Below are 24548 nucleotides of genomic sequence, written 5' to 3'. Positions count from 1 at the left end.
GTCACCGCCCCTGCGCGCGCCATTTTCGGACGGTACGCAGGACCATCTCCTCCTCGCCACCGGTCCGCTTCCACAGCTGCGCGAAGGAAGGATCGGCGGAGGCCGGCCGGCGGCTCTCCTCAAGATCGTCGAAGGCCACGCGCATCGGGATCGCCACGCCCTCGCCGCTGATGACGCACTCCCTGTTGCGCAGCGCCGGAATCGAATCGAGGAACCCGCGCGCGCCCTCCGGCATCGCCGCGCGCACCACGGCCTGATCCCGCTCGTTGTTGAGGCGCATCGCAATGATGGTGCCGCACTGCGACAGGACACCCTCGGCAAGATCGGACGGTCGCTGGGTTATGAGCCCGAGCGAGATGCCGTACTTGCGGCCTTCCTTGGCGATGCGCGACAGGATGCGACCGACCGAGGATCCATCGGCGTTCCTCTCGTTGGGGACGTAGCGGTGCGCCTCCTCGCACACGAGGAGGATGGGGCGTGTCTCCTCCCCGCGGGCCCAGACCGCGAAGTCGAACACCATGCGGCTGAGCACGGCGACGACGGTGGAGGTGATCTCGGTGGGAACTCCGGACACATCGATGATCGAGATCGGCCGCCCGCGCGATGGCAGGCGGAACAGCATGCCGATGAACTCCGCCATGATGTCGCCCACGAGCATGCCGGAGAACATGAACTGGTAGCGCGGGTCGCCGCGAAGCTCGTCCAGCTTGTTGCGGATGCGCAAGTAAGGCGCGGTGTTGTGCCCCTTGTCGAGCTTTCCCATCGCGTTGTTGAGGATCGCCCCCAGGTCCGACAGCAGATAGGGTATCGGCGAGTCCACCGTAATCTTGCCCACCTGCTCGGCAAGCCGGTTCTTCGAACGCGCCTCCAGCAGCGCCTTGCCGAGGATCTCGGCGTCAAGCTGCCGGTCGTCGCCGCGCGAGGTGAGGAGGATTTCGCAATGCTCCTCGAAGTTCATCAGCCAGTACGGCATCTGCAGGTTGGTCACGTCCAGGATCACGCCGGTGTCCCGAAACGCCGCCGCGTACTCCCCATGCGGGTCGACCATGATGATGTGGCCCTCAGGCGCACGCTCACAGATGCGGTGAAGGATCAGCGCCGCGCTGGTCGACTTGCCCGTGCCGGTCGAACCCAGAAGCGCGAAGTGCTTTCCAAGCAGCGCATCCACGCTCAGCCCGGCGCGGATATCCTGCGTGGGATAGACCGCGCCGATCTCCACCGCCTCGCGTTCGTCGCTGGCGTAGATCTGCCGCAGGTCGTCGCTCGTGGCGGGGAAGACGGGCGCGCCCGGGACCGGGAACTGCGTGACGCCCCTGCGAAACCCGTGGATGTGGCCTGTTGACGGATCCTCCCGCCCTTCGCCGAGGAAATCCACTTCCGAGACGATGGCGCCGGTGTCGTCCAGGCTCTGGTTCCGCACGCTTGCCAAGAGCCAGCCGCTGCTGACGCGGATCTTGACCTGGCTGTTGACCTGACCCGAAAGCGCCACCGAGGGATCGCTGTCCAACCGCGTTTGGCGGAAACGCTCCACCGGAAAGGCGACGCATCCTCCTCCGCCGTCGATCTTCAGGACAGAGCCGATCGGCTCGAGACCGCGCGCCGCACGACCCTCTGTCTGCAAGGGGACGAAACGCGATTCAGGATGGCCATCGGAGTGCATCAGCCCGTCAACCCTTCATGAATTCAGCAACAAGGCATAAGCCTAGGGCCAGAGGGTTAACCGGAAGCTAAGAGGTCAGATCAGGGCAAACAGGCGACCCGCCAGCCACCCCATCGCCACCGAGACGAACACTGCCAGCAGGCCATAGGCAAAGCCGTAGTTCTCCGCGAAATCGGCAATGGCGCGCTCGACGCCCAGCTTGCGTACCTCGACCTCGCTGCTGGCCGAGGCGACAACGCGCCCCTTCGAAATCGCGAAGGTCTCGGCGGTGTAGATGCCGGTCGGCACCCGCGAAGGCAGTTCTATTCGCGCCTGATAGAGCACCTGCTCCTTCACGGTGACGCCGCCCTCCTCCTCGCGATAGAGACCCATGCGCTTGTTGAGGTCGACGAGACCGGCCGAGAAACGCGCCTGTTCCTCAGGGTCGATCGCTCCGATCGGGGAGAGTTGCAGCCACTTGAGGCCAAGTTCGTAGATCGCGGCGGTCTTCTCGTCCACGATGCGGGCAATCGGGCGGCTCGATGCGATGGCGTAGTAGCTGGGCGCGCTGCGCAGTTCGGTGCTGGCGGCATTGATCCACACGCCGGCGACCTTCTCCTTCTCCCGCAGCACGATGGACTGGGTCGGGCCCTTGAGTACGACCACGATGTCGTAATCCTGCGCCGCGCGTGATCCTTCCGGCGTCAGGACGGCGCCAAAGAGCAGGAGTTCCGTCCCCGTGAACCCCTGCTGGAGGTCCACCTTGTGCTGGGAAACCTCGGGCACGAGGATCGGATCACGGGCCCCGGTCAGCGCAAGAAGGGCCAGCAGGGCGATGAAGACCCTCACAGCGGTGCGACCGTATAGATCTCGTCCGGACGGTAGCCGAGCCCAAGCGCCATGCGCCCCGCCACGAGCAGGACGATGAGGGCGAGCACAAGGCGCAGTTTCACGGGACTGGCCTTCTGCGCGAACTGAGCGCCGATCTGAGCACCGGAAACCGATCCAAGCAGCAACAGTGAGGCGAGAACGATATCCACCGCGCGAGTGGTCAGGGCGTGCATCATGGTCGTGGCCATAGTCACGAAGAGGATCTGGAACAGGGACGTTCCGACGACCACGTTCGCGCTCATGCCCAGGATGTAAAGCATGGCCGGTACGAGCACGAAGCCCCCGCCGATGCCCATGAGCATCGTCAGAATGCCGGTCGCGACGCCCAGCAGCAAGGGCGCCAGGGGCGAGATGTAGAGGCCGGAGCGATAGAACCGCCACCGCATCGGCAGGCTTGCCACCATCGGATGGTGACGGCGCTTGCGCGCGGCGACCGGCACGCCGCTCTTTTCGGCGCGAATTCCCTGAATGCTCTCGCGCGCCATCAGCGTGCCGATGGAACCCAGCAGGAGAACGTAAAGGATGTTGATCACCGTATCGATCTGGCCAAGCCGCTCAAGCAGGTTGAACAGCGCCGCGCCAAGGCCCGTGCCGATGATCCCGCCCGCCACCATTACACCGCCCATGTGGTAATCCACGCCGCCGCGCCGCGTATGTGCGAAAACGCCGGAGACGCTCGCACCGGTCACCTGGCTGGCGGCGGAAGCGGCGGCGACCGTCGGCGGGATGCCGTAGAAGATCATCAGCGGCGTGGTGAGAAAGCCCCCACCCACACCGAACATGCCCGAGAGCACGCCCGTAAGCGCCCCCAACGCGATGATGACGAGGCCGTTGACCGACAGATTGGCGATGGGAAGATAGACATCCATGGCGAGACACTCGCTACCGCAGCATCGCCCCGGGGAAAAGCCGCGTTTCAGAATCCTGCGGATAGCGTCACGGCGGGGCCGGAACCGGGCTCCGCGGCTCCGGCCAGCCGGAAGCGCCAGTCGACTGCGACGCGGCCGTTCAGCCCGCGCCCGAGAGGCATCGCGAGCGACGCGCTGGGGCCCGCATCAAGCCGGGCTGCCCCTTTCTGAGCGCCGCCCCACACACCCGCCCCCACTCGAGCCGAAAGCGATCGCGTGCTGAAGAGAGGGGTGTCGGCGCGGATTTGCCCGTCCGCGAACGGGGTGGAGTAATCGCCCGCGACGTAACCCGCCTGTCCATACGCTTCGCCGCGAAAGCCTGCGGGAAGCGTGAACGTGGGCAGTTCCGTCACGACCATCGCAGCGGCTTGCATGCGACGCTGGCCCGCCTGGTCGATCATTCGGCCTTCGACGGCGGCCACGATCGGGATGCTGCCTTTGGGCCTGCCTGAAAATCCCAGTGCAAGGCCGGTCTCGCGGACCTGCCCTGCCGAGGACGTGCTGCGGAGATAAAGGCTTGGACGCTGCGGGCTGCTCATCGACAACCGATACCGCAGGATGGCGCCCGCCTGGCTCGCCCCGTACGTGGCCGGCAGCGCGCCGGCCGAAGCGGCCGACAAAGCTCCGTCCCGGCGCAGCAAGGCCCACGCATCCATGGACCAGCGCCGGGCACGCGGCGGCAAGGCCGGAAGACCCGGCGGCAGCGGCAGTTCCGTACCCGGCATTTCCGGAGCAAAGAAACGGGGCTGCGCCGTCAACGTTGCGAAGTCCCGGCGCAGGTGCGTCAGAGCCGCGCCGTGCTCTGCCGGCCGGCTCCAATGACCGTACACCGGAAGGGCCGCAGGCGGAGCGGCCGCGGTAAGCGACAGAGGCGAGGAAAAGGGTGGAGTCGCTCCGAAAGCAATTGGAGGCGCAACTGGTTGAATATCCGGCAGCGATTGGGGGCCCGGGACCAGGGACATATCGGCGGCCTCCACCGCCGCACTCGCGCGGGCGACCGGCGCTTCCCATGTGGCCGCCCTGCCCGCCACCCAACCGCCGAGCAGCGCGAGCAAAGCCACGAGCGGATGACCACGCGCAATCTTCCCCCGGCTCAAAGCACTGCCTCCGAGCGGAACGCAAGCGCGGCCGGATGCGCGTCATGCCGCGTCTTGTCCCAGCGGACCGCTCCGCCGAACAGGGTGCGCACGTAGGCCGAGACAGCGCGCCAGCCGGCCAGGATGGAAATGAGGTTCGCCACCGGTATTCGCATGATCGCCCCTAGACCCTCGACAATGCCGTATTCGCGGGACGTGAAGGCGACGCGGAAGGCGCAGCGCCAGAAGAAGCTGACAAGGCAGATGACAACCAGCGCTTCGAGGAGAGGCGACATGACAGGGCCGCCGGAAAGCCCGCCCGATGCGGCAAGCTGAAGCAGCCCCTCGGCCAGCAAGAGGGCGTACCCGCAGGCAAGCACGACCGCTGTCAACGGCCCCCGCCGGTCCCGCAGCGCCATCCACATGTCCACCCAGCCGCTGCTCCAGCCAAGCCGGTCCCAGCCCTGGAAGGCGATGCCGTGGATCCAGCGAGATTTCTGGCGCACGGCATCCTCGAGCCGTGCGGGGAAGTAGGCACGCGTCGCAACAAGCGCCCCTTGCTCGTCGCGAACGCGCAGGAAACGCGAACGGCCGCCTTCGCGCGTGACCAGAAGGCCGAGTTCGTAGTCCTCCGTCAGGCACTCCGCCGCGAACGGGCCCCGTCCCCCGCCGCGCTGCGCCGCGATGCGGGCGATCATCTCCCGCGCGAACCCGCAGCCTACGCCGGCGGCCGGTATCGCGGCGCCGAGGGCGTCACGCACGACCATCGATTTACCATGCGTTTCGGCGAACTCGTCCGCGTAGTGCGCCGCGATCCATGGCGAGGATTCCAGAAGTTCCGCGCGCACCGGGAGCTGGACGAAATCGGCGTGGTCGAGCGCCCTGTCGATCACCGCCAGTTCGGCGGGATGAACCATATCCTCGGCATCGTGCAGCACGACGCAGCGGAACCGCCTGCCATGGCGCGCCTCATCGTCGCACAAGGCCGCGTAGATGCGGTTCAGGCAGTCCGCCTTGGTGGTCGGCCCGGGGTTCTGCGTGATCACGATCCTGGCGCGCGGATCGTCGCTGCTGGCCTCCATCACCGCCGCGATTGTCGCCGCGTCGTTGCAATAGCAGCCGATATAGAGCGTGAAGTCGCGTTGCCGCCATGCGGAAAGGGCGTGCCTCACGGTATGGCCAATGACATCGGCCTCCTGCCACGCGGCAATGATCACCGCCGCACCGCCGCTCAGAGGTGCGCCAGCCTCGGCTTCGGAGATCCGGCTGGAGCGCCCCCGCCCGAGAAGGCGCGAGCTCAGCCAGCACAGGTCGAGGCCGAGTTCATCAAGGGCGCCGATCACGATCCAGAACGCCGCGAAGAGCAGAAGTTCATGCTCCAGCGTCTCCAGATAGAGGACGACGTCAGTCAACGCTTGCGGTACTGGCACTTTGCTCCCCCGGGGCCGAAGCCCGCGCCGGACCGTGTAGCTACGATCCGGCGCAGGCTCCGGGTATTCCGGGCCATGCGTGCTGGGCAAATGAGCTTTTGTTCAATGTCAGAATGTTAATGGCCGAAGCAAAGGCGGCCGGTCTCGGCCGGTCTGGTCAATGGCTTACCAGCTGCCCACGTTGGGCATGCTCGCCCAGGGTTCCGCCGGTTCGAGATGGCCTTCCTGAAGCAGCTCGATCGAGATGCCGTCCGGCGTACGCACGAACGCCATGTGCCCGTCGCGCGGGGGGCGGTTGATCGTGACGCCCGCATCGGCGAGCCGCTGACACGTCTCGTAGATGTTCTCGACCCGGAAGGCCAGATGGCCGAAATTGCGGCCGCCGGTGTACGTTTCGGCGGAACCGTCCTCAGCGGGCCAGTTGTACGTCAGCTCGACCTCGGCGTCTTCCTGCCCGAGCGCGGCGAGGAAGATCAGGGTGAACCGCCCCTTCTCGTTGGAAAAGCGGCGCGTCTCGCGCAGACCGATGAGTTCAAAGAAGCGGACGGTCTCCTCCGCATCGGTTACGCGGATCATCGTGTGAAGGTATCGTGTCATGGAAGGGCCTTGTGAATGGTCTTTTCGAGGAGCGTAGATAGACCCCGTCGACAGGCTGGCAAGGGCAGTGCCCAGGAGTTTTCGACGACATCTGCCCCACCAGGATCCGTCGTCGGGCCGCCCCGCGGCAGCGATCTCCGTATTCGCAACGGGTTGTGCCCGATTTCTGCGACGGCTATACTCCATGGCAATACAATGCTGAACACCATACGCAAGATTCTGGGCCGGGCTGATAATCGCCAAGTTCCTTCGACGCCCCCGGGCGAACGGGTTTACGCCGTCGGAGACATCCACGGCCGCGCCGATCTTTTCGAGCAGTTGATAACGGCTATCGAGCGGGACGATGCCGAGCGCGGCCCTGCGCAGACCACAGTCGTGCTTCTCGGGGACCTGATCGATCGCGGCCAAGACAGCGCGGCCGTCGTCCGCCGGGCAAGGAACTGGGGCGCCCGCCGCCGGATCGAATACATCCAGGGCAACCACGAAGAGATGCTTCTCGTCTCCCGGGAGGACGTGGAGGCCCTGCGCAGCTTCCTCAAGTTTGGCGGCACGGAAACGATACTGTCCTATGGTGTCGACAAAGACGTGCTGCGCGAAGCGGACTGGGAGGAGGCGCAGCGGCTGATGAACGCCGCCATTCCGCAGGAAGACATCGATTTCCTCGCGGGTTTCAAGCAACTGGTCTGCATCGGAGACTATGTCTTCGTCCATGCTGGCGTACGGCCCGATACCCCGCTTGACCAGCAGCGTGGCCGGGACTGCCGCTGGATTCGCGAACCGTTCCTCAGCCATCGCGGAGACTTCGGCGGCTTCGTCGTGCATGGCCACACCATCACCCCGCAGCCGGACATCTGCAGCAACCGCATTGGCATCGATACCGGCGCGTTCCTGCACGGAACGCTGACCGCCATTGGCCTCGAAGGGACCGACCGCTGGTTCCTGACCGCGAGCGAAGTGGAAGAGGCCCGCAGCAAAGCGGCCTGAGCTTTCGTGATTGCGCCGGGGAGCCTGTAAGCCGGGTTCTGTACCTGGCGTGGTCTCCCCATTAAGGCCGAAGCCCGAGGGACCTTACGCCGCGGCGGCAGCCATTCCTCTAGGCGATGCATCGCTGCATCGCTCAAGCGACCAACCCGGGCTGCCTGGGTCCGAAACGAACCCGCCGATCCCCCGCTTTCGCGACGCCGGCGCGCAGCCCCTATTCGGTCTTGCTCCGAGTGGGGTTTGCCAAGCCGCTTTCCGTTACCGGAAGCGCGGTGCGCTCTTACCGCACCCTTTCACCCTTACCTGCTTCCCTGAGGAAGCATCGGCGGTCTGCTCTCTGTGGCACTTTCCCTAGGCTTCGGAAGGCCTGGAAGCCTTCCTCGCCCGGCGGGCGTTACCCGCCACCCTTGTTTCGTGGAGCCCGGACTTTCCTCGCGGTCTTGCGACCCCGCGGCTGCCCGGCTCCCCGACGCGGGCGGTCACCTAGCACGGCCGGTGTCGCGCTCCAACAGAAGTTCGAAGAGGATGCCGCCGATTTCCCCATCGATCTGCCCGTCGATGATCGCCGGCCGCCACCGCCGCTGGAACGCGGTAACCGCCGCACGGCCATCGGTGATGTCGTAGCCAAAGCGCTCCAGCGCGAGGTAGAAGGCGCCGGGGTTGTCATAGAACAGGTTCATCCGGGCCCTCGGCGTAGCCAGCGCCAGCCGCAGTTCCGCAAGCCTGTCCCAGTCGAAGAGCTCACCCGGATCCTGCTTGCGGGAGGGCGCGATGTCCGAGTGGCCGACGACGTTCGCCCGGGGAATGTCGTGGCGCTTCATGATGCTTGCCAGCAAGGGCAGGAGCGCGGCCATCTGCGGCTCGGGAAAAGGCCGATAGCCCCGATCGTGCCCCGGATTGACAAGTTCGATCCCCACACTCGCCGAATTGATGTCGGTCTCGCCGCGCCAGTAGGAGCGCCCCGCATGCCAGGCCCGCTTGTCCTCGGGGACGAGCGCGGTGACGCAGCCCTCCTCATCGATCATGTAGTGGGCCGAGACTTCCGCGGCCGGGTCACACATGCGCGAAAGCGCTTCGTCGGCCGAGTTCATGCCGGTGTAGTGCAGCACCATCATGCTGACCGGCAGCTTGCGCTCGTTCCAGTTGGGAGACGCCACGGTCCGGTTGACCAGCCAGCGGTTCATCGCGCTCCTCTCCGCGGAAGTGTGTTCAGGCCCTTGGCAGCATGGCGCCCAGCACCAGCGCGTCTTCCGCAAGCACGTACTGCAACTGCCCCTTCAGCTCGCGCGCAAGCTGGCACAGCATCGCGGCAGGCGCCGTCCGGCTCGACAGCTCCCCTTCCGGCAAAGTCCCTTCAAGAGCACTGCCGATCGTGCGGTCGAAAGCGATACGTGGCCCGGCGGCACGCACCACAAGCTCACTGTGATCGTCGCGGTATTCAGCCGCTATTTCCAGCGTGCCGCCGCGCGGCAGCGCTTCAAGGCCGATCAGCGCGAAATTGAGAAGTGTCTTAATGGCCGCCTTGGGCATCGAATCGCTCGGCAGCGCCCAGGCCAGGGTCACGCGCGGGTTGTTTGCGACCAGCGCATCGACGAGGACCTTCGCCTCGCTCACCGCGACCATTTCGCCAAAGCCACCGGCGGCGCCGAACGCAAGGCGGAAGAACCGCAGCTTGTCCGTGGAAATACGCGCGCTTTGATCGAGAAGCTCGAAGCAGCGCTGCCGCATCTCCGGGTCCTTCTCATCGGCGAGCAGTTCAAGACCATTGGTGAGCGCGCCGACCGGGCTAAGCATGTCGTGGCACAGGCGCGAACACAGGAGGCTGGCAAGTTCGATTGAACTCGTGGTCATGGGTTTCAGCTGCTTTCCGTACTACTTGGGCTATCGCCTCGCTTACTGCACGATGCGAAATGGCTGGGACGCGAATCCATTGGCGTTATCGCGCCAGAAAGCAACCTCGCTATCCGCGATGATCGCCCAGATGCGCGAATCCCCGGTGGAATGTTCCCTGTCCGTAGCGGAGGGCCTTGCATCGCCCGTCGGGTGGGAGTGGTAGTATCCGAGCACCTGCGCGCCCTCGCCGCGGGCCGCCTTGAACGCTGCGAACAAGGCTGCGGGGTCGATCTCGAAGCGGCGGCGCGGGTCGGGAGCGATGTTCGCCGCTTCCTGCGCCTGTTCTATTCGCCCGTGCCGCCCCAGCAGCAGTCCGCAGCATTCCTCAGGCGCGGCGCGAGACGCGTCTTCGCGCAGTTTCATGATGACGGCACTTGTCACTTCAAGGATCATCCCCAAATCCTATCGGCAATGGGGGTCATCGCAAACATCATAGAAGGCGAAGTCGCGACCGGCGGCCGCATCGACAAGGCTCTGGCGGAGGCCAGCGGCCTTTCCCGGGAGCGCGTGAAGGCCTTGATGAGCGAGGGTCGGGTTACGCTTGCCGGAAAGCCCGTGAAGCAGGCGTCCCTCAAGATCGAGGCTGGCGTGCCTTTCGCCATCGCCGTGCCGGAGGCCCTGCCCGCCGAAGCGATCGCGCAGGACATCCCGCTGGCCATCGTGTTCGAGGATGACCATCTCGTCATCGTCGACAAGCCGGCCGGACTCGTCGTCCACCCGGCTGCGGGCAATCTCGACGGAACGCTCGTAAACGCACTGCTTCACCATTGCCGGGGCCAACTGTCGGGAATAGGCGGCGTCGCCCGGCCCGGCATCGTTCACCGCATCGACAAGGACACCTCCGGCCTGCTGGTCGTCGCGAAGACGGACAAGGCGCACGAGGGCCTTGCGGTGCAGTTCGCCGATCATTCCATCGAGCGGGCCTATCAGGCGATCGTCGGCGGACGTCCGGTGCCGGCAAGCGGCACGGTACGCGGATCGATCGCCCGGTCCGTCCACGATCGCAAGAAAATGGCTCTCGTAGACGACGGCCGCGGCAAGCATGCGGTGACACATTTCCGCACTCTCGAACCGCTCCGCCATTCCTCCTTGGTGGAGTGTCGGCTCGAAACCGGACGGACCCATCAGGTGCGCGTTCACATGGCGTCAATAGGCCATGCGCTATTAGGGGATCCTGTCTATGGACGAACGCCTTCCCCCCTTCGCTCGAGTCTCCAGAGGCTCGGTTTTTCGCGACAAGCCTTGCATGCTGCGGAACTGGGCTTCGTCCACCCCGTTTCTGGGGAAAGGGTCCACTTCGTCAGCCCCCTGCCCGACGATATGCGGACATTGATCGACGAACTGCGACACTGAAATCGCATTTATGTGCTATCGTGAACAGGTGGCCACAAGCTAAGACGCCTTCAAGGGTCTTTGACCGTGTGCCGACCTAGAAAGGACGGATGAACGTGAGCAACAACCAACGAAACTTGCCGAGCGTGCCGGCCCTGGGTGGTGAGCAGAGCCTCAACCGCTACCTGTCCGAAATCCGCAAGTTCCCGGTGCTGGCTCCTGAGCAGGAATACATGCTCGCCAAGCGCTATTCGGAACATCAGGATCCAGCGGCCGCAGCCCAGCTCGTGACCAGCCACCTGCGTCTCGTCGCGAAGATCGCGATGGGCTACCGTGGATACGGCCTGCCCGTGTCGGAGCTGATTTCCGAAGGGAACATCGGCCTGATGCAGGGCGTCAAGAAGTTCGAGCCCGAAAGGGGCTTCCGCCTCGCGACATATGCCATGTGGTGGATCAAGGCATCGATCCAGGAGTACATCCTGCGCTCGTGGAGCCTCGTGAAGATGGGCACGACGGCGGCGCAGAAGAAGCTGTTCTTCAACCTGCGCCGCATGAAGAAGAACCTCGATGCCTACGAGGACACGGATCTTCACCCGGAAGACGTCGCCAAGATCGCGACCACGCTGGGCGTGTCCGAGCAGGAAGTCGTCAATATGAACCGGCGCATGATGATGGGCGGCGATGCATCGCTGAACGTCTCCCTGCGCGAGGAAGGCGAGGGCCAGTGGATGGACATCCTCCAGGATGACCGCCCGCTCCAGGACGAAACCGTCGCCGACGCGGAGGAAGCTTCGGTTCGTCACGAAATGCTGGTCGAAGCCATGGGCTCGCTCAACGACCGTGAGCGAGACATCCTGACCGAGCGCCGCCTGACGGACGACCCCAAGACTCTTGAGGAACTCAGCCAGGTCTACTCGGTCAGCCGCGAACGCGTCCGCCAGATCGAGGTCCGCGCCTTCGAAAAGCTGCAGAAGGCAATGAACCGCATTGCCGGTGACCGAAAGCTGCTGCCGGCGCTTTGATATAGGCACACCCCAGTCGAAAGCCGGGCCGTTCGCAAGGACGACCCGGCTTTTTTCATTGCCCTCAAGCCCTCGCCCGAACGCCGCATCGTCGCATCGCCGCGCAACCAATGGCAGCGCGATGGGCTGGCGCCCGGCCGGGAACTTGGACTAGAGGGGGAGCCTTCTTTTCTCAGCCAGGGTTCCCGTCCTTCATGCGCCTTCTCGCCAAGATCATCGTCTGGTTCGTCGCGATCAGCGTGGGGCTTACGGTGCTCTATCGATTCGTGCCGCCGCCCGTCACGGTAACGATGCTGATCGACGGCAACGGCATCACCAAGGACTGGGTGCCGCTCAGCCGGATCGACCGGAACATGGTTGCTGCGGTGGTCGCCGCCGAAGACGGCAAGTTCTGCTCCCACAACGGCTTCGACACCGAGGCGATCGAAGCGGCCATGGAGCGCAACGCGAAAGGCGGCCGCATCCGTGGCGGCTCCACCATCAGTCAGCAAACAGCCAAGAACGTGTTTCTCTGGCAGGGCGAAGGCTGGACCCGCTACCTGCGCAAAGGGCTGGAGGTGTGGTTCACCTTCCTGATCGAAACCTTGTGGGACAAGCGTCGGATCATGGAAGTCTATCTCAACGTCGCAGAGACCGGCATCGGGACCTATGGCGTGGAAGCGGGCGCGCAGCGATACTTCGGCAAGTCCGCCGCCCAGCTCACGCCCACCCAGGCAGGTCGCATGGCGGCTGCCCTGCCCAGCCCGAAGACTCGCGCCGTGAAGAGCCCGGCGGGTTTCACGCGCCGCTACGGCAACACCATCGCCGCCCGTATCGCCACCGTCAAGCGCGACGGCTACGACGCCTGCGTGTACGAATAAGCGGACCGTCAGCGCGCCGACAGGCCGCGGCCATGAGCGGTCAGGGCGGTTCGCAGGCTGTTTTGAAGATAGGCGGTGGTCACATAGTGGCCGATGAGGATGAGGAGCTCCACCAGCTGCCTTTCCTCCAGATGCCCCGCAAGCACGGACCATGTCGCATCGCCGATCAGGGCATCGGCGTGCAGCTCTTCCACGGCTTGCAGGACCGCCCGTTCGAGATCGCCCCACGCCATCGAAGGCGAGCCCTCGATGATGGCGGCGATATCCTGCTCCGACAGCAGCCCGCCCTGCGTGGCATGAACATGCTCACCCCAGGCGTAGGGCGCGCCGGTCAACCACGCGGTGCGCAGGATCGCCAGCTCGCGTAAGCGCCGCGGCAAGGCGCTGTGCATCGAGATGGTCACGCCCAGTTGAATGTACGCGGCGAAAAACTCCGGACTGTGCGCCAGGTTCGCGAAGAAGGACGCGAGCGGGACCGTTTCGGGGTGGCCGTACAACAACCGAAGTTGCTCCATCGCCTGGAAATGCCGCTCATCCAGAGCATCCGCTCCCACAGGAGAGAGCCGCTCCGCAGCTCCCAGGATCTGCCGTTCACGCGCCGTCGGGTCCCATGCCATGCTCGCTCTCCCGTCCCTGACCACAGGCTAGCGGCGCAAGGTCGACAGGCAACACGACGGCGTCCGATAGCGCCCGAGTGATGGGCGGCATGAAAAAAGGGGAGGAACCTCACGGTCCCTCCCCTTCCCTGTTCCGATAGCGGATGTTTGGGATCAGAAGCCGAAGCTAATTGAACCGATGAACGTGCGCGGAGTGCCGATGAAGGCATTCGGCACGCTGGTGGTCGACGTACCGGCCCCGTCGAAGCCGCCCACGTAAAGCTTGTCGAAGACGTTGACGACGTTGAGCTGCAGGAACGTGCGCTCACCCAGACCGATGAAGTCGAGGTTCACCTTCGCGTCCAGATCAACCAGCGTGTAAGCGGGGGTCTTCTTGCCATAGACCTCGACGCCGCCAATCACGATCGCCTTGTTCTGGTCGTTGACGTAGCGCGGTCCGGTCCGCTTGACCTGCGCGCCGAGTTCGACCGGGCCGATGTTGCCGCTCGCGCGGGCGCCCAAGGTGAAGACCGGTGCGCCGGCTTCCCGCTTGCCCTTGGTTTCCGCGAACTCACCATCGGCGATTTCGACGTTTTCCTTGATCTTCGACTTCAGGTAGGAACCAAAGAGGTAAAGGCTGAACTCCGGAACCGGGCGAACGGCCAGGCTACCGTCGATGCCATACTTGTCCACCCGACCCAGGTTACGGTAGATCGTCACGTCAAGGTCACGATCGAACGCCGAGGCAAGGCGGTTGGTGTAACGGGTGTACCAGCCAGTCAGCGACGCCTGGATGATGCCGGAGGTATAACGGACACCAAGGTCGAAGTTGTCAGTGGTTTCAGGAACCGGGTTGGCTCCGGCGGTGTCTTCCGCATACCAGAACGACTGGTACAGGTTATCCGTACCCGGAACCTGCAGGCCCTTCGAGTAGTTGAAGAACAGGCTGGCGTTGTCGGTTGCGTCGAAGACGACACCAGCCGTCGGCAGGACCTTGCTGTAGTTCAGGATGCGCTGCTGCGGCAGCTTATAGCTCGGGTTGGCGGCTGCGTAGGTCGCCTGATCCGTGCTATTCGTGCTGAAGCAGTCAACGAAGCCGCTCGCGCTGGTGGCAAGACAGTAGTTCGTGAGGTTGCGCTTGAAGAACGGAGCACGAATGCCAACGTTCACGTGCACCCGGTCGTTCATGTAGTCGCCCGAGTACTCACCCGAAACCTGATGCAGGATAGCGTAGGACAGGCGGTCACGCTTTTGCAGCACGTTGCCCTCGGCGTCGGCCAGCGCGTTGTCCGAAAACAGGTCACGTCCAAAACCATTAGAACGCAGAAGGCTGGTTTCGCCGGTTTGACGGTGACGACCACGATCGTACGAGTAGGCCACGCGGACACGGTTGTATTCGTCGATATCGTAGCGCAGCGAAGCGATGACGCCGATACGCCATGTTTCGGTGTTGCTGGGTGCTAGAACGCGCACGGTGTCGAGCGTGTCACCGTCGCCGTTCAGGTCAACACCACCGAAGTAGGGCTTACCGCCAATGTAACCGGAAACACCTTGAGCGGCAGTGATCGCACCACGCGTGGCGTTTGCAGACTGCGTGTAAAAGCCTTCCCGTGCATCCACCGTGCCGCCGCCATTCGCCTTGGTGTACTGCAGGCTTGGATCGACGTTCAGGGTCAACTTATCGCTGAGTGTAAAGCGCGAGTTGATGCGCAGGTTACCGGTGTTAGACGGGTTGAAGCGGTAGTCGTACAGCGAACCGCAGCTGGAGGAACCATCGATATCAATGACGCCGTTGGTGCCCGGATTGATCTGGCAGCGAGCGACCTCATAGAACCGCTCGTCCTTCGTGCGCGGGAAGCGGTTGCTCGAATCTGGGCCGACAACACGGTTCGCGTCCAGACGCAGCGGGGTCGAGCCAAAGAAGTTGTTGCGGTTGCGGTTCCAGTGGCCAGCAATCGAGACGAAGTCACCGTTGTCGCCGATCGGCTGGTAGATCTTCGCGTTGAACTGGGTCTTGTCGATCTTCCCGATACCGCCATAGACGGTATCATTGGTTGCCTTAGAAGCCGAGAGGAATGCCTTCGTGCCGCTCGAGTTCAGGACGCCGGTGTCGATTTCGCCGAACATGCGGAAGAAGTTGAAGTCGCCGGCCGAACCCAGGAAGCGGACGCCGAATTCATCGAACGGATTGCGGGTGCGGATGTTGACGGTCGAACCCGAAGCAGCGGCGGTCGGCGAGTCAACGTCCGTCGTGCCCAGGTTGACGTTAACCTGCTCGATCAACTCGGGGTCGAGCTGCTGGTTCGAGTACAGCGAATAACCACCCGTGTCGTTCAGCGGAATGCCGTCCACAGTCTGCGAGATACGCGTGTCGTCGAAGCCGCGGATCGTCAGCGTACCGCCGGCCGAACCGAACGGGTCATTGTTCTGGAAGCTTACGCCCGGCATCAGATTGATCACATCGTTCACGGTCTGACCCGGAACCTGCGTCTGGATGATTTCCGCCGTGAGGACCTGCTTGGCCTTGGACGTGTTGGGTACCTGAACGCCTGCTACACTGCGGCTTGCTTGGCCGGTAACGACAATAGTTCCTTCCTCGAAGTCAACCGATCCGGTCGACTGCGCGACTGCAGGGACAGCGAGGAATGCGGCGCCGACAGCAATCGTGCTGGTCGCCGTCGAAAGGAGTGAGGTGAATTTCATGCAATGCCCCTGAGCTTTACAGGTTAGAGTGGTCTCGAGTGCGACGAAATTTTTCCGGCCGCGTTTTGCTGCGGCTGCTAAGAGCAGCCCCATATGACAACTCTTTGACATTTTGGATTCAAATAGCTGCGCCATTAGGAAATTTCATGACCCCGTCTGGGAACCTTTTTACGCGGTGAGAATTAAGGGCGCGTTTTCAGACGCTTAGCGGAACAGCCCTAAGGAATATCTGCGACATAAATGCCACAGATGCGGGTGGCCGTGGGTTGCCAAACTTCCGTGCCGCTACTCGGTCGGAGTTCTTGCTCAAGAACAGTTGAAGAACCGGGCGCCGCCTGCCAGTCAACGATCATGGGCGCTGGACATCATCATCACAGTCACGGACATCATGCCGGACATCACCACGGGCACAGCCATGCACCGCCGGCCAATGCCGGGACGGCCTTTGCCATCGCACTGACGCTCAACGTAACCTTCGTGATTGCGGAATTTGCGGCAGGGCTTTTCAGTGGTTCGATGGCCCTCGTGGCGGATGCCGGGCACAATCTGTCCGATGTGCTGTCTCTCGCACTCGCCTGGGCCGCATCCGTACTGTCGGCCAGACCTCCTTCGCAGCGCTTTACCTACGGGCTCAAGAGTTCGTCCATTCTTGCCGCAATTGCGAACGCCGCGCTTCTCTGGGTGGCGATCGGCGCCATTCTTGTCGAGACGCTTCGCCGTCTCCCCTCTCCCGAAGCGGTGGGCGGGACCACGATGGTCATCGTTGCCGGGATCGGCATCGCCGTGAACGGTCTGTCCGCGCTGCTCTTTGCGAAAGGCGCCCGCTCCGACATCAACCTGCGCGCCGCCTTCGTGCATCTTATGGCGGACGCGCTGGTTTCCGTGGGGGTAGTGGTTGCCGGGCTGCTCATCCGCTGGACCGGCGAGGCGCTCATCGATCCCGTCACATCGCTCATCATCACTGCCGTGATCGCGTGGTCGAGCTGGGGCCTGCTGCGCGATTCGTTGCGTATGGGGATGCTCGGCGTCCCGGAAGGCATCGACGCGGCCAAGGTCCGCGCCCTGCTGGAAAGTCAGCCCGGCGTAACGCGGGTGCATGATCTTCACATCTGGCCGATGAGTACGACGGAAACCGCTCTCACCGCGCATCTCGTAATGCCGCAGGGGCAACCGGGTAACAGCTTCCTGCACAGGGTGGCAGAGCAGCTGGAGCACGACTTCGGCATCGCGCATTCCACCCTTCAGGTGGAATTCGATGACCAGGGAGGCTGTCCTCTGGAGAACGAAGCGGCCGTCTAGGCGACGAATTCGTGCCGCGCCCCCATGAAGTCAGCCGGCTCGATGGCGAAGCCCTGTGACACGCACCCCTCCTCCGTCAGGCGCAGGGACAACTTTTGCGCGAAGTGGCGGCGCGCCTGGTCCTCGTCCGCGATTCGCCACACGAGCGCGTAGATGCCATTCTGCTCCTTATGGAGAAAGGCCGCCAGCGCCCCCTCCCGGACCTCGTCCGGCTGCGTGAAAGCCACCCGGGTATCGCCGACCTGAAGAAGCACGCGGCGGCCAGCCTGCGGCAACGTCGTGCGCGCGTCCTCAAGCAGATGGCCGTCGATCACTTCCGTGAAGAAGCGGATCGCGGCGTCGATATCCTTCGTGACGCAGGCAATATGATCCAGCCCCTTCACCGTCGCGTGATGCCCGGCGCTGACCGCAGGGTTCCAGTTCCCGCGGTCCCAAGGGTCGTTCGGCATTGGCAGCTCACAGACTTCAAGAAGAACCCCGCCCGTGGACTCGGGCTTCACGAAGAAGAACACGCCATAGTCGCTGGCGACCGTGCAGCCCGCCTCACGGAAGGCAGCGCTCGCTTCCCTTCCGTTGGCCACCTTAAGCTCGAAGGAGTGGAAGGATTCGCCGATGCGCGCAAACTGCCGGGCGAAGGGTTTGCCCAGATCGTCGGGATGGCGGGCGGCCATGGGTTCGACCATGTGATCTGTCACGTAAAGCAAGGCTGCATCCCTGTCCTCCGCAGGGAAGTAGTTTTCAGCGAAAACGAGGCCCCCAAGCGCATCTTGGTAAAGGGCGCGGCAGGCGTGAATATCCGCGACGGCGTGGATGGTGTGGATCACCCGGGTCACCGCGATGCGTGCAGCCATATCTGTCCCTCCGTGTCTTTGCGCAGAGAGTGTGGCAGCGCCCCGGCTGTGCCAAGGCAGCCTTTGCATGCAGCACCGATATCGCGCGGGAGCGATCCCTCGGACGCGAAAAGGCCCGGTCAGCCGAACTGACCGGGCCCTCACGTCTTATCAGGTCGCTTACGCCGGCGGCGTCAGGCGGCGGCCTCCGCCTTGTCGCCTTTGAGAACCCGGACCGGTTCCTTGCGGCCTTCGACCACGTCCTTGTCAACCACGACCTCGGCGATGTCACGCTCGGTCGGCAGGTCGAACATGGTGTCGAGCAGCAGCCCTTCGACGATCGAGCGCAGGCCGCGCGCACCGGTCTTGCGGTCGATCGCCTTCTGGGCGATCGCCTCGAGTGCCTCATCCGTGAAGGTGAGCTCCACGTCCTCAAGTTCGAACAGGCGGGCGTACTGCTTGATCAGCGCGTTCTTCGGTTCCTTGAGGATCTTGACCAGCGCCTCGATGTCGAGGTCGTTAAGGGTCGCGATCACCGGCAGACGGCCGACGAATTCGGGGATCAGACCGAACTTCAGAAGATCCTCGGGCTCCGCCTTCTGGAGCAGTTCGCCAACGCGGCGCTTGTCCGGGTCGGCGACATGGGCGCCGAAACCGATCGAACGCTTCTGCAGACGGTCCGCGATGATCTTTTCCAGACCTGCGAAAGCGCCGCCGCAGATGAACAGGATGTTCGTCGTGTCCACCTGCAGGAATTCCTGCTGCGGATGCTTGCGTCCGCCCTGCGGGGGAACGGAGGCGGTGGTGCCTTCCATCAGCTTGAGCAGCGCCTGCTGCACGCCTTCGCCCGACACGTCGCGCGTGATCGACGGGTTTTCGGCCTTGCGGCTGATCTTGTCGATCTCGTCGATGTAGACGATGCCCTGCTGCGCCTTCTCGACGTTGTAGTCGGAAGCCTGGAGCAGCTTGAGGATGATGTTCTCCACGTCCTCACCCACGTAGCCCGCTTCGGTGAGGGTCGTGGCGTCCGCCATGGTGAAGGGCACGTCGAACGTCTTGGCCAAGGTCTGCGCGAGCAGAGTCTTGCCCGAGCCGGTCGGCCCAACCAGCAGGATGTTCGACTTCGAAAGTTCGACGTCGCCCTGCTTGCCGCTGTGCTTGAGGCGCTTGTAGTGGTTGTGGACAGCCACCGACAGGACGCGCTTCGCACGCTCCTGACCGATCACGTAGTCGTTCAGCGTCTCGCAGATTTCGCGGGGAGAGACGACTTCGCCGTCCTTGCGTCCCGCTATTCCGGCCTTCGTCTCTTCACGAATGATGTCGTTGCAAAGCTCGACACACTCGTCGCAGATGAACACCGTTGGGCCCGCGATCAGCTTGCGCACTTCGTGCTGCGACTTGCCGCAGAAGCTGCAGTAAAGGGTGCTTTTCGCGTCAGATCCGCTCAATTTCGTCATTTTCCGTCTTAGGCCTCCATGCGAGGCGACTCGCTGACTCTACTCTGTGGGGAGCCGGTTTTGCAACTCTACCGCCATTTTGCTTGCGATAGCATGAAGAGCCGGCCCCACTTTCGAGCTGTTATCCGTCCGCCTTGTCGGCATCGGGCCGGGTTTCGAACACCTTGTCGACCAGACCGAAGGCCAGTGCTTCCTCGGCTTCGAGGAAAGTGTCACGGTCCATGGCCTTCTCGATCTCGTCGAGAGACTTGCCGGTGTACTTCACGTAGAGATCGTTCAGGCGCTTGCGCATCCGCAGGATTTCCCGCGCCTGGATCTCGATGTCGCTGGCCATGCCCTGCGCACCGCCCGAAGGCTGGTGAACCATGATGCGGGCGTTCGGCAGCGCGATGCGCATGCCCGGCTCGCCGGCGGCCAGCAGGAAGCTGCCCATCGACGCGGCCTGACCGATGCACACGGTCGAGACGCGCGGCTTGATGTACTGCATGGTGTCGTGGATCGCCATGCCGGCCGTCACCACGCCGCCGGGCGAGTTGATGTACATCGAAATATCCTTCGAGGGATTTTCCGATTCGAGGAACAGCAGCTGAGCGACGATCAGCGAGGCCATGTGGTCCTCGACTTGTCCGGTCACGAATACGATGCGCTCGCGAAGCAGGCGCGAATAGATGTCAAAGGAGCGCTCGCCGCGGCTGGTCTGCTCGACGACCATCGGCACGAGAGCGCCGGTAACGGGATCGGTGGTGAACTTTCCTTGGGCACTGGAGGCGCCGAACAGGTCGAGCATGAGAGTCCTCTTTACGATTTGCCTCGCCTATGTCGCGTGGCTTGCCGCGATGTTCAAGGGGGTTAACCCATCGATCGGCAATGCGCTTGGGAGAACCGGGTCCGCAGCCATGCACGGCGATGCGTTTGCCCGGCCAACCTCCGTCACGGCGGGTCCCGCGTGACCAGCCCGGGAATCTTACCCGGCAGCGCGGTGGTAACCGCTGACCGCGTCCGGATCCTGGACGTCGTACGCGAACCATGCGTCGGCGCCGTGATCGTAGACCTGCACCAGTCCGTCCGCCACGCGCGCTGTGTAGAAGGTGGCCGATCCGCGGTCGTATCCCCTCACGCCCTGCCCGTCCTCCTCCAGCGAGATGAAGGCCTTGTCCACCGCGTCGAAGATCTCGGGCAATGTGCCCCCGAACTTCGCGCCGCGATCGCCGTCGATCCCCTGAAGACGGCCGTCACGGCATTCGGCGGCAATGCGCCGGTCGCCGCCCAGGGCGTGATCAAAGAGGCCGGCGACCTTGCGTCCGGTGACCACGGCGAAAGCCGACGCGGCGATGAGCGAGCGTGTGTGAGGTTGCATGGCGCAGACTTGGTGCCGAAAGCGCCCCGGATCAACCCTGCGCCGGTTGCCGTGCCCCATGCCCCTGACGTAATGGCCGCTGCCACTTCGGCCGCGAGCGCCCTGCAGGAGCAAAGAGATGACCCCCACCCGCATTGCGGACAAGCGCGTGCTGTTCATCATGGCCACCGATCACGAGTACGGTGCCCACCTGCAGGCGCGCATGACCCCGCTGATCACCGGCGTCGGTCCAGTGGAAGCCGCAATCGGCACCACCGCCTGCCTCCAGCAGCTGCAGACAACGGGTGAACTCCCCGACCTCGTCGTCTCGTTGGGCTCGGCCGGGTCGCGGCGGTGCACGCTGGGCGACGTGTACCAGGTCGACAGCGTATCGTGGCGGGACATGGACGCATCGCGCCTGGGTTTCCCGAGAGGGGTCACGCCCTTCTCGGATATTCCGGCAGTGATCGCGATTCCCGCACTTCTGCCCGACGTCCCCCGCGCCTCGCTGTCGACGGGCGGCGACATCGTCGGCGGGGAGGACTACGCGCGGATCGACGCAGATCTGGTCGACATGGAGACGTTCGCGGTCTTGCGCGCATGCCAGCGTTTCGGCGTGCCGATGATCGGCCTGCGCGGCGTCTCCGACGGTCCGGGCGAGCTTGAGGCCCTGTCCGGCTGGACTCACCTTCTAGCGGCGCTCGACGAACGCCTCGCCATTGCCGTGGACGCCCTGGGCGCCGCGCTGTCCGGCGCGGATCCGAGGGAGAGCTCCGCCCCGCCCCCATGGTGACCGGCCAGCGGGAGCGAACGTACCGCCGATAACCGCTGGCGCTAGCCCTGGTGTTCGGTCATCCTGCCGCCGTCCAGCTTTGCGGGAGATCTTGTGTATCGTTCGCCTCTGCCAGCCTTCGCCGCACTTGTTGCTCCCATCGCCATCCTCACGCCTGCCGCGGCCCACGCGCAGACCCCGCGCGAACTGCTGACCACGGCCGCGTTCCAGACCGGGTCCAAGGCCCGTGCGCTCGACCTCGTGGGGCAGGCCATCCTCGTCTCGGAACGGACCCTTGCAAGCCGTCCTGAAGACCGGGAGGCTACACTGCAGCGTGCCATCGCCGTCGGCTATCGCGGCAAGCTCACCCGCAGCCGCTCGGACGTGCGCGCCTCGCGCGATGTGTTCCAGAAGCTGGCTGCGCAGAACCCGCGCGATCCCGAGATGCAGATGGCGATCGCCGGCTGGCATCTGGGCGCGGTGGACGAGCTGGGCGGCTTCCTTGCCCGCACTGCGCTGGGCGCACGGGCGAGCACCGGCAAGGCCGCGCTGGCGAAAGCGGTAGCGCTGGGCGGCAACCGCGCGTTCTTTCCCGGCCTGGCTGCCCTGCTGCAGATCCGCAACGATCCCGGCGACATCTCTCTTGCCCGGCAATGGGCCGAGGCGGCTTCCAAGGCATCAGCCAAGAGCCCCCTCGATGCACTGATGCAGCGCGCCGCTCTTGCCGTACTGCCGGCGCTGCGGGCCAATGATGGCAAGAAAGCCGCCGTGCTGGCGCGCAAGCTGGTTCCCTTCGGCCAGCTGAAGGACTGACGACCAGCGCTGGCGCCGAAACGAAAGAAGCCCGGTGCATCGCTGCACCGGGCCTCTTTTCACGCACCGCGTTGGGGGATCAGTCCTCCTTGGCAGCGGCCTTCTTCTTGGCCGGAGCCTTCTTGGCAGGCTTGGCGTCGTCGCCCTCGGCGTCGTCAGCCTTCTTGGCGGCGGCCTTCTTGGCGGGAGCCTTCTTCGGCTTTTCCTCGGCCTCGGCTTCGTTGGCGGGAGCTTCCTCGGCGTCCTTCTTGGCAGCCTTCGTCGAAGCCTTCTTCGCCTTCTTCGGTTCTGCCGGCCTCTCGCCGTCCGCGTCAGCCTCGATCGCGGCCTGCAGTTCCTCGCGGGTCACTTCACGCTCGGTGACTTCGGCCTTCTCGATGAGGAAGTCGACGACCTTGTCCTCATAAAGCGGCGCGCGAAGCTGTGCGGCCATCATCGGGTCCTGGCGGACGTATTCGACGAAGCGCTGACGGTCCTCCGGACGGTACTGCGAAGCGGCCTGCGAGACCAGCATCGACATTTCCTGCGCGGTCACTTCCACGCCGTTGGTTTGGCCGATTTCCGAAAGCAGCAGACCGAGGCGCACGCGGCGCTCGGCGATCTTGCGGTAGTCGTCCTTCTCGGCTTCGATCTCTTCCAAAGCTGCGGCCGGATCTTCCTCGTTCTGGGCTTCCTGCACGAGCTGCTGCCAGATCTGCGAGAATTCGGCTTCGACCATCGTCGGCGGAACGTCGAAGTCATGGCCGGCGGCAAGCTGGTCGAGCAGCGAACGCTTCATGGCAGTGCGGGTCAGGCCGGCAGTTTCCTGCTCCAGCTGGCCACGCAGCAGGCCCTGCAGCTGCTCCAGGCTCTCAAGACCCAGTTCCTTCGCGAAGTCGTCGTCGAGCTTCGATTCGGCCGGTGCCTTCACTTCGTGCACGACGATGTCGAAGGTGGTTTCCTTGCCGGCGAGGTTCTCGGCCGGGTAGTCCTCGGGGAAGGTGACGGTGATGGTGCGCTCTTCACCCGCCTTCGCGCCGGTCAGCTGCTCTTCGAAGCCGGGGATGAAGCGGCCCGCACCGATGACCAGCGGAGCCTTCTCGGCCTTGCCGCCTTCGAACTCGACGCCGTCGAGCTTGCCGGTGAAGTCGATGATGACCTGGTCGCCGTCAGCGGCTTCGCCGTCCTTGGTTTCGAAGCGCTGCTGCTGCGAAGCAATACGCTCCACTGCCTCGGTCACAGCTTCGTCCGAAACCGGCACGGTCAGCTTCTCGAGCTTCAGGCCTTCGAGCGACGGGGCTTCGATCTGCGGCAGCACTTCGAGGCTGACGGTCAGTTCGGCGTCCTTGCCTTCTTCGTAGCCTTCGGCGAGCGAGACGTCGGGATTCATCGCGGGACGCAGAGCGTTGTCGGCGACAAGCTTGTCCATCGCTTCGCGAATCGAGGTGTTCAGCGCTTCCTGGTGGATTGCCGGGCCGTGCATCTTCTTGACGAGGTTGGCAGGCACCTTGCCGGGACGAAAGCCGGGCATCTTCACCTGAGGCGCGATCTTCTTCACCTCGCCCTCGATCTTCGCCGTGATGGCGGCGGCGGGAATGGTGACCGTATAGGCGCGCTTCAGGCCTTCGTTGGTCGTTTCGACGATCTGCATTTCGATGCCTTCCTGTGCAATCCAAGTGGCCCATGGGCCAGCATTACGCGGCTTGCCCTCGCACAGGTGACGGATTGGTGCGGGCGAAGGGACTCGAACCCCCACATCTTTCGATACTGGTACCTAAAACCAGCGCGTCTACCAATTCCGCCACGCCCGCATGAGTGTAGCCTGAAACTCAAGGCACGGGCGCTTATAGCGTCGCGCGGCAAAGGGCAAGTGCGACGAGTCGCATCGCGGGGTTGCAGTTGGACCGGACGGTGCCCAAGTGGGTTAAGGGAGCGGGTGAAAACGGAGCAGGACGACCATGGCCACGCAGCCTCCAGCCGACAATCCGGGCGACACGCCCGCCGAATTCCCGACGCCCGGCAACGACCCCGGGGTTCCCGGCGGACCGGAAGAAGCTCCCGCCGAGGGGCCGGATTACGATCAGCCAGACAACGCCCCCACGGAACTTCCGCCGCCCGATTGACGGCGTCGGAG

Annotated in this window: 24 protein-coding genes, 1 tRNA gene and 1 other RNA gene; 8 read left to right on the top strand and 18 right to left on the bottom strand. The window is 64.2% G+C overall.

Annotated elements, in window-relative coordinates; translation table 11 throughout:
- Position 1: 1 nt before the first annotated feature.
- The 6 genes from C2R25_RS06765 to C2R25_RS06740 all read right to left on the bottom strand — a co-directional run bounded on the left by C2R25_RS06765 (position 2) and on the right by C2R25_RS06740 (position 6541).
- The gene (locus C2R25_RS06765) at positions 2–1660 is read right to left on the bottom strand and encodes an ATP-binding protein (protein WP_103728420.1); all 1659 of its coding nucleotides are present in this window, start codon (positions 1658–1660) and stop codon (positions 2–4) included.
- 75 nt (positions 1661–1735) lie between these two features.
- Positions 1736–2488 (bottom strand): TIGR02186 family protein, encoded by a 753-nt coding sequence (locus tag C2R25_RS06760; protein WP_103728419.1) that lies wholly within the window; start codon positions 2486–2488, stop codon positions 1736–1738.
- Positions 2485–3399: a sulfite exporter TauE/SafE family protein gene (locus C2R25_RS06755; RefSeq protein WP_103728418.1), complete on the bottom strand. Its 915-nt coding sequence runs from the start codon at positions 3397–3399 to the stop codon at positions 2485–2487. Before C2R25_RS06755 ends, C2R25_RS06760 begins: the two co-directional genes overlap by 4 nt.
- Before the next feature lie 47 nt (positions 3400–3446).
- Positions 3447–4535, bottom strand: coding sequence for a hypothetical protein (locus tag C2R25_RS06750; protein ID WP_103728417.1), 1089 nt, complete (start codon positions 4533–4535; stop codon positions 3447–3449).
- Positions 4532–5926, bottom strand: coding sequence for a glycosyl transferase family protein (locus C2R25_RS06745; RefSeq protein ID WP_233203794.1), 1395 nt, complete (start codon positions 5924–5926; stop codon positions 4532–4534). Before C2R25_RS06745 ends, C2R25_RS06750 begins: the two co-directional genes overlap by 4 nt.
- 183 nt (positions 5927–6109) lie before the next feature.
- A complete protein-coding gene (locus C2R25_RS06740; protein ID WP_103728415.1) occupies positions 6110–6541 on the bottom strand; it encodes a VOC family protein in 432 nt (143 codons plus the stop codon).
- A gap of 195 nt (positions 6542–6736) precedes the next feature.
- Between C2R25_RS06740 and C2R25_RS06735 the strand changes: the two genes are divergently transcribed.
- Positions 6737–7525: a metallophosphoesterase gene (locus C2R25_RS06735; protein WP_103728414.1), complete on the top strand. Its 789-nt coding sequence runs from the start codon at positions 6737–6739 to the stop codon at positions 7523–7525.
- A gap of 11 nt (positions 7526–7536) precedes the next feature.
- Here C2R25_RS06735 and rnpB read toward each other — a convergent pair.
- The 4 genes from rnpB to C2R25_RS06715 form a co-directional block, all read right to left on the bottom strand.
- Positions 7537–7992: RNase P RNA component class A (rnpB, locus tag C2R25_RS06730), an RNA gene on the bottom strand.
- Positions 7993–8001: 9 nt separating this feature from the next.
- The gene (locus C2R25_RS06725; RefSeq protein WP_103728413.1) at positions 8002–8706 is read right to left on the bottom strand and encodes an N-acetylmuramoyl-L-alanine amidase; all 705 of its coding nucleotides are present in this window, start codon (positions 8704–8706) and stop codon (positions 8002–8004) included.
- A gap of 25 nt (positions 8707–8731) precedes the next feature.
- The gene (locus tag C2R25_RS06720; RefSeq protein ID WP_103728412.1) at positions 8732–9373 is read right to left on the bottom strand and encodes a histidine phosphotransferase family protein; all 642 of its coding nucleotides are present in this window, start codon (positions 9371–9373) and stop codon (positions 8732–8734) included.
- A 42-nt stretch (positions 9374–9415) separates the two neighbouring features.
- Entirely contained in the window at positions 9416–9808 is a 393-nt protein-coding gene (locus tag C2R25_RS06715) for a Mov34/MPN/PAD-1 family protein (RefSeq protein ID WP_103728411.1), read from the bottom strand.
- Between the two features lie 18 nt (positions 9809–9826).
- On the opposite strand from C2R25_RS06715, the gene C2R25_RS06710 reads away from it, so the two are divergent.
- From C2R25_RS06710 to mtgA, 3 genes are all read left to right on the top strand, one after another.
- Positions 9827–10768 (top strand): RluA family pseudouridine synthase, encoded by a 942-nt coding sequence (locus tag C2R25_RS06710; protein WP_103728410.1) that lies wholly within the window; start codon positions 9827–9829, stop codon positions 10766–10768.
- Between the two features lie 89 nt (positions 10769–10857).
- Positions 10858–11769 (top strand): RNA polymerase sigma factor RpoH, encoded by a 912-nt coding sequence (rpoH, locus tag C2R25_RS06705; protein WP_103728409.1) that lies wholly within the window; start codon positions 10858–10860, stop codon positions 11767–11769.
- 194 nt (positions 11770–11963) lie between these two features.
- Positions 11964–12629: a monofunctional biosynthetic peptidoglycan transglycosylase gene (gene mtgA, locus C2R25_RS06700; RefSeq protein WP_103728408.1), complete on the top strand. Its 666-nt coding sequence runs from the start codon at positions 11964–11966 to the stop codon at positions 12627–12629.
- 8 nt (positions 12630–12637) lie between these two features.
- On the opposite strand, the gene C2R25_RS06695 is transcribed toward mtgA, so the two are convergent.
- Both C2R25_RS06695 and C2R25_RS06690 read right to left on the bottom strand, forming a co-directional pair.
- A complete protein-coding gene (locus tag C2R25_RS06695; RefSeq protein ID WP_103728407.1) occupies positions 12638–13246 on the bottom strand; it encodes a carboxymuconolactone decarboxylase family protein in 609 nt (202 codons plus the stop codon).
- Between the two features lie 153 nt (positions 13247–13399).
- Complete coding sequence (locus C2R25_RS06690) at positions 13400–15928, bottom strand: TonB-dependent receptor (RefSeq protein WP_103728406.1); 2529 nt, start codon at positions 15926–15928, stop codon at positions 13400–13402.
- A gap of 351 nt (positions 15929–16279) precedes the next feature.
- On the opposite strand from C2R25_RS06690, the gene C2R25_RS06685 reads away from it, so the two are divergent.
- Positions 16280–17227, top strand: a complete 948-nt coding sequence (locus C2R25_RS06685) for a cation diffusion facilitator family transporter (protein WP_103728405.1) — start codon at positions 16280–16282, stop codon at positions 17225–17227.
- On the opposite strand, the gene C2R25_RS06680 is transcribed toward C2R25_RS06685, so the two are convergent.
- From C2R25_RS06680 to C2R25_RS06665, 4 genes are all read right to left on the bottom strand, one after another.
- Positions 17224–18078, bottom strand: coding sequence for a VOC family protein (locus C2R25_RS06680; RefSeq protein WP_103728404.1), 855 nt, complete (start codon positions 18076–18078; stop codon positions 17224–17226). The two genes, C2R25_RS06685 and C2R25_RS06680, sit on opposite strands and share 4 nt — an antisense overlap.
- 173 nt (positions 18079–18251) lie before the next feature.
- Positions 18252–19514, bottom strand: a complete 1263-nt coding sequence (clpX, locus tag C2R25_RS06675) for an ATP-dependent Clp protease ATP-binding subunit ClpX (RefSeq protein ID WP_103728403.1) — start codon at positions 19512–19514, stop codon at positions 18252–18254.
- Between the two features lie 121 nt (positions 19515–19635).
- Positions 19636–20301 carry an ATP-dependent Clp endopeptidase proteolytic subunit ClpP gene (clpP, locus tag C2R25_RS06670; protein ID WP_103728402.1) on the bottom strand — a complete coding sequence of 222 codons (666 nt, stop codon included), beginning with the start codon at positions 20299–20301 and terminating at the stop codon, positions 19636–19638.
- A gap of 177 nt (positions 20302–20478) precedes the next feature.
- Complete coding sequence (locus tag C2R25_RS06665; RefSeq protein ID WP_103728401.1) at positions 20479–20871, bottom strand: hypothetical protein; 393 nt, start codon at positions 20869–20871, stop codon at positions 20479–20481.
- A 118-nt stretch (positions 20872–20989) separates the two neighbouring features.
- Between C2R25_RS06665 and C2R25_RS06660 the strand changes: the two genes are divergently transcribed.
- Together C2R25_RS06660 and C2R25_RS06655 are read left to right on the top strand one after the other, a co-directional pair.
- Entirely contained in the window at positions 20990–21643 is a 654-nt protein-coding gene (locus C2R25_RS06660) for a 5'-methylthioadenosine/S-adenosylhomocysteine nucleosidase (protein ID WP_103728400.1), read from the top strand.
- A gap of 93 nt (positions 21644–21736) precedes the next feature.
- Positions 21737–22435 carry a hypothetical protein gene (locus C2R25_RS06655; RefSeq protein ID WP_233203793.1) on the top strand — a complete coding sequence of 233 codons (699 nt, stop codon included), beginning with the start codon at positions 21737–21739 and terminating at the stop codon, positions 22433–22435.
- Between the two features lie 79 nt (positions 22436–22514).
- Here C2R25_RS06655 and tig read toward each other — a convergent pair whose 3' ends face one another.
- Together tig and C2R25_RS06645 are read right to left on the bottom strand one after the other, a co-directional pair.
- On the bottom strand, positions 22515–24065 hold the full coding sequence (tig, locus tag C2R25_RS06650; RefSeq protein ID WP_103728399.1) for a trigger factor: 1551 nt from the start codon (positions 24063–24065) through the stop codon (positions 22515–22517).
- A gap of 75 nt (positions 24066–24140) precedes the next feature.
- Positions 24141–24225: transfer RNA gene (locus C2R25_RS06645), tRNA-Leu, on the bottom strand.
- A 147-nt stretch (positions 24226–24372) separates the two neighbouring features.
- On the opposite strand from C2R25_RS06645, the gene C2R25_RS20675 reads away from it, so the two are divergent.
- Complete coding sequence (locus C2R25_RS20675) at positions 24373–24537, top strand: hypothetical protein (RefSeq protein WP_199183773.1); 165 nt, start codon at positions 24373–24375, stop codon at positions 24535–24537.
- Positions 24538–24548: the final 11 nt, after the last annotated feature.

The organism is Novosphingobium sp. HII-3 (assembly GCF_002916655.1).
In the GTDB taxonomy this organism is placed as follows: Bacteria; Pseudomonadota; Alphaproteobacteria; order Sphingomonadales; family Sphingomonadaceae; genus Novosphingobium; species Novosphingobium panipatense.
Note: the sequence above shows the minus strand (reverse complement) of the source record. Positions and strands in the feature narration are given on the sequence as shown.

What these genes read in the sequence shown, in the direction of transcription:
- C2R25_RS06735 (WP_103728414.1), top strand. Translation starts at nt 6,737, where the DNA reads ATGCTGAACACCATACGCAAGATTCTGGGCCGGGCTGATAATCGCCAA.
- C2R25_RS06720 (WP_103728412.1), bottom strand. Translation starts at nt 9,373, where the DNA reads ATGACCACGAGTTCAATCGAACTTGCCAGCCTCCTGTGTTCGCGCCTG.
- C2R25_RS06685 (WP_103728405.1), top strand. Translation starts at nt 16,280, where the DNA reads ATGGGCGCTGGACATCATCATCACAGTCACGGACATCATGCCGGACAT.
- tig (WP_103728399.1), bottom strand. Translation starts at nt 24,065, where the DNA reads ATGCAGATCGTCGAAACGACCAACGAAGGCCTGAAGCGCGCCTATACG.
- C2R25_RS06740 (WP_103728415.1), bottom strand. Translation starts at nt 6,541, where the DNA reads ATGACACGATACCTTCACACGATGATCCGCGTAACCGATGCGGAGGAG.
- clpX (WP_103728403.1), bottom strand. Translation starts at nt 19,514, where the DNA reads ATGACGAAATTGAGCGGATCTGACGCGAAAAGCACCCTTTACTGCAGC.
- clpP (WP_103728402.1), bottom strand. Translation starts at nt 20,301, where the DNA reads ATGCTCGACCTGTTCGGCGCCTCCAGTGCCCAAGGAAAGTTCACCACC.
- rpoH (WP_103728409.1), top strand. Translation starts at nt 10,858, where the DNA reads ATGAACGTGAGCAACAACCAACGAAACTTGCCGAGCGTGCCGGCCCTG.
- mtgA (WP_103728408.1), top strand. Translation starts at nt 11,964, where the DNA reads ATGCGCCTTCTCGCCAAGATCATCGTCTGGTTCGTCGCGATCAGCGTG.
- C2R25_RS06715 (WP_103728411.1), bottom strand. Translation starts at nt 9,808, where the DNA reads ATGATCCTTGAAGTGACAAGTGCCGTCATCATGAAACTGCGCGAAGAC.
- C2R25_RS06660 (WP_103728400.1), top strand. Translation starts at nt 20,990, where the DNA reads ATGACCCCCACCCGCATTGCGGACAAGCGCGTGCTGTTCATCATGGCC.
- C2R25_RS06695 (WP_103728407.1), bottom strand. Translation starts at nt 13,246, where the DNA reads ATGGCATGGGACCCGACGGCGCGTGAACGGCAGATCCTGGGAGCTGCG.
- C2R25_RS06765 (WP_103728420.1), bottom strand. Translation starts at nt 1,660, where the DNA reads ATGCACTCCGATGGCCATCCTGAATCGCGTTTCGTCCCCTTGCAGACA.
- C2R25_RS06665 (WP_103728401.1), bottom strand. Translation starts at nt 20,871, where the DNA reads ATGCAACCTCACACACGCTCGCTCATCGCCGCGTCGGCTTTCGCCGTG.
- C2R25_RS06690 (WP_103728406.1), bottom strand. Translation starts at nt 15,928, where the DNA reads ATGAAATTCACCTCACTCCTTTCGACGGCGACCAGCACGATTGCTGTC.
- C2R25_RS06725 (WP_103728413.1), bottom strand. Translation starts at nt 8,706, where the DNA reads ATGAACCGCTGGCTGGTCAACCGGACCGTGGCGTCTCCCAACTGGAAC.
- C2R25_RS06680 (WP_103728404.1), bottom strand. Translation starts at nt 18,078, where the DNA reads ATGGCTGCACGCATCGCGGTGACCCGGGTGATCCACACCATCCACGCC.
- C2R25_RS06710 (WP_103728410.1), top strand. Translation starts at nt 9,827, where the DNA reads ATGGGGGTCATCGCAAACATCATAGAAGGCGAAGTCGCGACCGGCGGC.
- C2R25_RS06755 (WP_103728418.1), bottom strand. Translation starts at nt 3,399, where the DNA reads ATGGATGTCTATCTTCCCATCGCCAATCTGTCGGTCAACGGCCTCGTC.
- C2R25_RS20675 (WP_199183773.1), top strand. Translation starts at nt 24,373, where the DNA reads ATGGCCACGCAGCCTCCAGCCGACAATCCGGGCGACACGCCCGCCGAA.